6 protein-coding genes are annotated in these 6,728 nt (G+C 35.2%); 3 read left to right on the top strand and 3 right to left on the bottom strand.

The window, feature by feature from the left end; genetic code table 11:
- Nucleotides 1–212 precede the first annotated feature (212 nt).
- Both der and upp read left to right on the top strand, forming a co-directional pair.
- Complete coding sequence (der, locus tag AC4AGG_RS14790) at nt 213–1,523, top strand: ribosome biogenesis GTPase Der (protein ID WP_489772788.1); 1,311 nt, start codon at nt 213–215, stop codon at nt 1,521–1,523.
- Nucleotides 1,524–1,613: 90 nt separating this feature from the next.
- Complete coding sequence (gene upp / locus AC4AGG_RS14785) at nt 1,614–2,264, top strand: uracil phosphoribosyltransferase (protein WP_489772787.1); 651 nt, start codon at nt 1,614–1,616, stop codon at nt 2,262–2,264.
- Between the two features lie 507 nt (nt 2,265–2,771).
- On the opposite strand, the gene AC4AGG_RS14780 is transcribed toward upp, so the two are convergent.
- The 3 genes from AC4AGG_RS14780 to AC4AGG_RS14770 form a co-directional block, all read right to left on the bottom strand.
- A complete protein-coding gene (locus AC4AGG_RS14780; RefSeq protein ID WP_489772786.1) occupies nt 2,772–3,422 on the bottom strand; it encodes a ComF family protein in 651 nt (216 codons plus the stop codon).
- Between the two features lie 151 nt (nt 3,423–3,573).
- Nucleotides 3,574–4,428 carry a nucleoside phosphorylase gene (locus AC4AGG_RS14775; protein WP_489772785.1) on the bottom strand — a complete coding sequence of 285 codons (855 nt, stop codon included), beginning with the start codon at nt 4,426–4,428 and terminating at the stop codon, nt 3,574–3,576.
- A gap of 139 nt (nt 4,429–4,567) precedes the next feature.
- Nucleotides 4,568–4,891: a translation initiation factor gene (locus AC4AGG_RS14770; RefSeq protein WP_489772784.1), complete on the bottom strand. Its 324-nt coding sequence runs from the start codon at nt 4,889–4,891 to the stop codon at nt 4,568–4,570.
- 255 nt (nt 4,892–5,146) lie between these two features.
- Here AC4AGG_RS14770 and gpmI point away from each other — a divergent pair, with 255 nt between their 5' ends.
- On the top strand, nt 5,147–6,679 hold the full coding sequence (gene gpmI / locus AC4AGG_RS14765) for a 2,3-bisphosphoglycerate-independent phosphoglycerate mutase (RefSeq protein WP_489772783.1): 1,533 nt from the start codon (nt 5,147–5,149) through the stop codon (nt 6,677–6,679).
- The last annotated feature ends 49 nt before the right edge of the window (nt 6,680–6,728 follow it).

Genomic DNA, 6,728 nt, shown 5'->3' with positions numbered 1-6,728 from the left:
AACGATTATTTCAAATAACTAAATTTAATAATCGTATTGACTTCAAGATTTTATGTGTGAGTTGCTATAGTAGATTGGAGCATTTTTTTATTTCCTGCGTTAAAATTCTTACCTTTGCAAAAATTTTTGGGCTCGGAAGGACCGAGTTACCCATTCTTAACATAAGGCTTCTTTAGAATCAAAAAGATTGAAGCGAAAGAAACAAAATTTTTATGAGCAATATCGTTGCAATTGTTGGGCGTCCCAACGTAGGAAAATCCACATTATTTAATCGTTTATTAGAAAGGAGAGAAGCTATTGTAGATTCTACTTCTGGAGTAACCAGAGACCGTCATTATGGTAAATCTGACTGGAATGGAGTCGAATTTACTGTTATTGATACAGGTGGTTACGAAGTTAACACCGAAGATATTTTTCAAGAAGAAATCGACAAGCAAGTACAGTTAGCGATTGATGAGGCGACTTCTGTTATTTTCATGGTGAATGTAGAAGAAGGCCTAACTGACACGGACAAAGAGATTTTCGAAATGCTTCGTCGTGCAAACAAACCTACATATCTTGTTGTCAACAAAGTAGATTCATCGAAGGAAGAATTGGCTGCGACCGAGTTTTATCAATTAGGAATCGAGAAATATTTCACTGTTTCATCAGCAACAGGTTCTGGTACTGGAGAATTATTAGATGATGTCGTTGGAGAATTTCCTACAACAGATTACAAAGATCCTTTTGAAGGACTTCCAAAAATCACAATTGCAGGGCGACCTAACGTTGGTAAATCGACTTTAACTAATGCTTTGCTTGATAACGAAAGAAACATTGTTACAGATATTGCAGGAACTACAAGAGATTCAATTTCGTCTTTGTATAATAAATTCGGGCACGAGTTCGTATTGGTGGACACCGCTGGAATGAGAAGAAAATCCAAAGTGAACGAAGATTTGGAGTTTTACTCTGTGATGCGTTCGGTTCGAGCGATTGAAAATTCTGACGTCGTTATTATTATGGTTGATGCAACTCAAGGTTGGGAATCTCAGGACATGAACATCTTTGGAATTGCTCAAAAAAACAGAAAAGGAATCGTTATCCTGGTCAATAAATGGGACTTGGTAGAGGACAAAAAGACCAATACTATCCGAGATTTCGAAAATTCTATTAAAAACAAAATCGGACAGTTTCAGGATATTCCTATTGTTTTTGTATCTGCTTTGACCAAGCAAAGAATCATGAAAGCTGTAGAAGTGGCGATGGAAGTCTATGAAAATAGAAAGAAAAAGATCAAAACTTCTAAATTGAATGAAGTGATGCTTCCAATTTTTGAAAGTACGCCACCACCATCTAACAAAGGGAAATTTATTAAAATTAAATATTGTGTTCAGTTAGGTACGCCTTCGCCACAATTTGTGTTCTTCTGTAATTTGCCTCAATATATTAAAGAGCCATATAAAAGATTTACAGAAAACCAATTGAGGAAGCACTTTGGTTTCACTGGTGTTCCTATTGAAGTTTATTTTAGGCAGAAATAATAATGTCTGATTTGATGTGAGGCTGTCGAGTTTGTAGGTGTTTTGACAGAGTATTTATAATTCATATATTAATATTTAGGATTCAGAAAGATGGTTAGTATTTTATCAGAAAATTTTTCACTTGTTAATTCTTGGATTAACGATTTAAGAAACGTTGATATACAGCAAGATCGAATGAAATTTCGTAGAAATATGGAACGCATTGGTGAAATTTCAGCGTTTGAAATCAGTAAGGATCTTCCTCAGATGGAAGTTGAAATTGTTACACCTTTGGACTCTATTAAAGTTAAAGAAATTGCTGTACAACCTGTTATTACAACTATTCTGAGGGCGGGAGTTCCACTTTTTCAGGGGATTCTTAATTATTTTGATAAAGCGGACTGTGGTTTTGTTGCTGCGTATAGAAAGCACGATGCTAATGACTATTTTTCGATCAAACAAGATTATTTGACTTGCCCTAATATTGATGGACGTCCATTGATTGTTGCTGATCCTATGTTGGCAACAGGTGCGAGTCTAATTGAGGCATTGAAGGACCTTCTAACTCATGGTACACCTTCTCAATTACATATTGTGGCGGCGATTGCATCCAAACAAGGTATTGGAACACTTTCTGAAGCTTATCCTAAAGCGAAAATCTGGATTGGAGCTGTTGATGAAAGTCTGACTTCTAAAGGATATATAACTCCAGGTTTAGGAGATGCGGGTGATTTATCTTACGGCGAAAAATTGCAGAGGTAAGACGTTTTCTGATAGGAATAATCCAATAAAATTTTAAAATACAGCTTTTAACATGGTTAAAAGCTGTATTTTTTTTAAACATATGTTTAATTATGTATTTGTATGAAAATTTGATAATAATTGTTGATTTGATAATATTTTAAACGATTGTTTAAGTAGTTTTTAATTGGTTTTAGAAGTTGTTAGAAGGGTGTTAAATTTGATTTTTACGATTTTACAGGGGTTTACAGGTGTTTTGTTGAATTGATAAAAAAATTGATTTTTTTTGCGAAATATTTAATTTTTGTATTATCTTTGCACCAGTAAATAAAATACAAGGTTATGAGATCAAAATTACATTTTGGAGTTTTAGTTTTTACAGCATGGGTGGTTATTGTAAGTGTTGCAGTATATACTCAATTGTTCTAAGATATTACAATTCATATTAACAAATGAAGGAAAGAGGTCATTACAATGATGGCTCTTTTCGGAAAGATTGAAAGTGATGCTTTCAATCTTTTTTTGTTATTAATCGATTGCCATTACCAAGATGCTGACTTGGTTATTTCCTTCTTTCAGAAATTCCCAAGCAATGGTACTCATCGTATTTCCTGTCGTGAAGACATCATCGACAATTAAAACGTGTTTGTTTTCAACTTTTTGAGTAAGCGAAAAGAGATTTGTAGTTTCGTTTCGATGAATTTTGTCCTTTTTAGCTTGTTCTTTCGCGCTGAAATTTCGTTTTAGAAGATGATGGTCAGCTGGAATTTCAAATCTCTTAGAAAGTGTATTAGTAAATAATTTCAACTGATTGTAGCCTCGTTTTTTCTCTTTGTCAGGGTGGAGAGGGACTGGTACAATGATGTCTAGTTGTAACTCGTGAAGATTAATCTTTTCCGAAGCCCAATTAGCGAGAGTTTCACCGATTTTCTCTCGATTCCCGTATTTCAAACTGTGGATTATCTTTCTAGAAAGACTCTCATGCTGAAAGTACATTAGTGCAAAAGCATATTGCGTTGGAAATAGGGTAACGCATTTTTGTTTGAGTACATGATCTTCTTTGAAGTCAAAATGGGTGAATTGTATTTTCTCGAAACAGAGTTCGCATACTACTTCAGATGCAGCAATAATTCTGTTGCATTCCATACAGCGATTAGGGAAAAGTACATCGAGGAGCATGAAATAAATTTACAAAAAAGATTTTTATGTCAATCTTAATTTTGCAAACATCAAAAGTTTTTTGATGGAGAAGGCGTTTTTTGTTACCTAACCCCAAAAGAAAAGATTAAAAGGAAAACGCTATCCAAGGACAGCGTTTTTTATCTAGATTTTACTTGATGATTCGTTCTAGTACCCACTCAATCATCATTTTTTCGGATGCGTGATGGTCTGCAGAAAATTCTCCTCTTCGACGATTTGCAATAACGCAATTGACGGTAATTGCTTGATGCCCTAATAGCTTGGATAGTGCATAAATCGCTGAGGTTTCCATTTCGAAATTGGTCACTCCCAAATCATTTAAGGTTTCCAAAAATTGGTCGTCAATAGCACGTAATCTTAGTTGTCTTCCTTGCGGAGCGTAGAAACCCGGAAATGTTGCTGTGTTTCCTAAATATTTAGCGTCTTTATAATAGTCAGATATTTCTTTTGCCCAATCAGAAAAATATAACATCGACTTTACTTTTTCGTAAGGAAATTTTTTCAAAAAGTTTCTCGAAAAATCATTTTCGAATTCGTAATCAGAATAGAAATGCATCAATCCGTCGAGTCCCACAACATTTTCTGTAACTAACATATTGTCTACTTCAACATCTGGATTAACAGAGCCGCAAGTTCCCATTCGGAATAATTGAAGCGATTTTTTCTCCGTTTTGAATTCTTTTTCTTTCAAATCAATGTTAACCAAAGCATCAAGTTCGTTCATCACGATATCAATGTTCTCGGTGCCGATTCCGGTGGACATCACGGTGATTCTTTCGCCTCTTAAAGTTCCAGTATGGGTATAGAATTCTCTTTTATTCTTTTTAACTTCAATTTTGTCAAAATATTTAGAAACTTTTGGGACACGATCAGGGTCACCCACCAACATGATTTTGTCCGCAATATCTTCTGGTAAAAGATTGAGGTGATACACGCTTCCATCTTCATTAAGTACCAATTCGGAAGCAGCAAGTTTATTAAGCATAAGTTTTGTTTTTGTTTTATCGTTTTGAGTTGCGTGTTTTGGGTTTCGAGCTACATGTTTTTGGTTAGGAGTTTTGGGTTTCGAGTTATCTAATTTTCATCATGCATCACCCATCATCGATCATCAATCATCATTCATGTCACCCTCCAACTCTTTTGGTTTTGTATCCCATTTCTTGAAGGATCTTCATGATTTTGTCTCGGTTGTCCCCTTGGATAATGATGGTCCCATCCTTTTCGGAACCTCCTATTCCGAGAGTAGTTTTAATTTTTTTTGAAATAATCTTCAGGTCGTCATCGCTCCCTTCGAAGCCTTCGATCAAAGTGACAGGTTTTCCGTTACGTCCTTTTTTCTCGTATTTACAAACAAGAGGTTCTTTTTGAACGAATTTTTCTTCAGGCATTTCAAAATCCTGTTCTTCATGATCAGGAAATAAGTTCTTAAGTTGATCTCGTAAATCCATCCTTCAAAATTAATAATAATTCTGAAACTCCAATGCGATAAAACTCATCATTATCAGTTGCTATGCGTTTTTATGTTTTTACTTGGTTGATACTATCTACATGGAAATAGAACATTTCCGCGATAATGTTTCAAGATAAAGATTTAGAACGCTAGGTTGCTAAAGAATTTCTCCAAAATTGACAAATAATAGGTTTTATTATCCAACTTTGAATTTTGCTTTTCGTATTTTTGCACCTCTTAAAAACAAATAAAAATGTCAAAAAAAGCAATATTAGCAATTCTCGACGGTTGGGGAATGGGAACTAATCCAACTGTTTCGGCTATCGATCAAGCAAACACACCATTTATTGATTCTTGTTATAAAAAATTTCCACACACACAATTACAGGCAAGTGGTCTTGCAGTGGGACTTCCAGATGGTCAAATGGGAAATTCCGAAGTAGGTCACATGAATCTTGGAGCTGGTAGAGTGGTATATCAAAATTTGGTTAAACTCAATATGGCAGTTGACCAAAAGACTTTAGGAAATGAGAAAGCGATTGTTGATGCTTTTCAATTTGCTAAAGAAAATGGTAAAAAAGTTCATTTCATTGGATTGGTATCCAACGGTGGAGTACATTCCCATATTAATCACTTGAAAGGATTGTTGACGGCAGCTTCTGATTTTGGACTTAACGAAAATGTATTTGTACACGCATTTACAGATGGTCGTGACTGTGATCCACATTCAGGGAAAGGTTTTGTTGAAGAGCTTTTGAATCACATGAAATCCTCTACGGGGAAGTTGGCGAGCGTTGTTGGACGTTATTATGCGATGGATCGTGATAAAAGATGGGAAAGAGTGAAGTTGGCTTATGATGCTTTAGTTAATGGAGTTGGAGAGCATACTACTGATGCTGTTGCAGCGATTCAAAAATCATACGACGAAGGTGTTTCAGATGAATTCTTGAAACCAATAATTTGTGTAGAAGGAGATGATACCCCAGTTTCAAAAATCGAAGATGGAGATGTTGTTTTTTGTTTTAATTTCAGAACAGATAGAGGAAGAGAAATTACGGAGGTGCTTTCTCAACAGGATTTTCCAGAATTCGGAATGCACAAACTCAATCTTTATTATGTGACATTAACTAACTATGATAAAGAATTCAAAGGAGTGAATGTTGTTTTTGATGAAGAAGTTCTTTCGGAAACACTTGGTGAAATTTTAGAAAGAAATGGAAAATCTCAAATCCGTGTTGCTGAAACTGAAAAATATCCGCACGTTACATTTTTCTTTTCAGGTGGACGTGAGGAAGTATTTTCTGAGGAAAGAAGAATTTTGTGTCCAAGTCCAAAGGATGTTGCAACTTATGACTTGAAACCGGAAATGTCAGCATATGATATTACTGAAAAAATAGTTCCTGAAATCGAGAATGAAACTGCAGATTTTATCTGTCTTAATTTTGCTAACACTGATATGGTAGGTCATACAGGTGTTTTTTCAGCAGCAGTAAAGGCGGCAGAAGTGGTGGATGAATGTATTAATAAGGTGGCGACTGCAGGTTATGAGCACGGATATACTGTTTTCATTTTAGCAGATCACGGAAATTCTGATTATATGGTTAATCCTGACGGTTCACCTAATACACAGCATTCAACTAATTTGGTTCCGTTAATCGTAATGGACAAAAATAAAACTTGGGAACTAAAACCTCTTGGAAAGTTGGGTGATGTTGCACCATCTATTCTTTCTGTTATGGGAGTGGAAATTCCTGCGGTAATGACCGGAGATGTGTTAGTGAGTTAAATTTCTCATTACAGATTTTGTAAAGAAAAAGGAATATAAAGAAAATATT

This window comes from Chryseobacterium sp. CG10_8 (genome assembly GCF_058117085.1).
The sequence above is the reverse complement of the archived record's forward strand: the minus strand, read 5'-3'. Positions and strand labels throughout refer to the sequence as shown.

Bases quoted from the DNA above. Each gene is read 5' to 3' on its own strand.
- der (WP_489772788.1), top strand. From the start codon at position 213: ATGAGCAATATCGTTGCAATTGTTGGGCGTCCCAACGTAGGAAAATCC.
- upp (WP_489772787.1), top strand. From the start codon at position 1,614: ATGGTTAGTATTTTATCAGAAAATTTTTCACTTGTTAATTCTTGGATT.
- AC4AGG_RS14780 (WP_489772786.1), bottom strand. From the start codon at position 3,422: ATGCTCCTCGATGTACTTTTCCCTAATCGCTGTATGGAATGCAACAGA.
- AC4AGG_RS14775 (WP_489772785.1), bottom strand. From the start codon at position 4,428: ATGCTTAATAAACTTGCTGCTTCCGAATTGGTACTTAATGAAGATGGA.
- AC4AGG_RS14770 (WP_489772784.1), bottom strand. From the start codon at position 4,891: ATGGATTTACGAGATCAACTTAAGAACTTATTTCCTGATCATGAAGAA.
- gpmI (WP_489772783.1), top strand. From the start codon at position 5,147: ATGTCAAAAAAAGCAATATTAGCAATTCTCGACGGTTGGGGAATGGGA.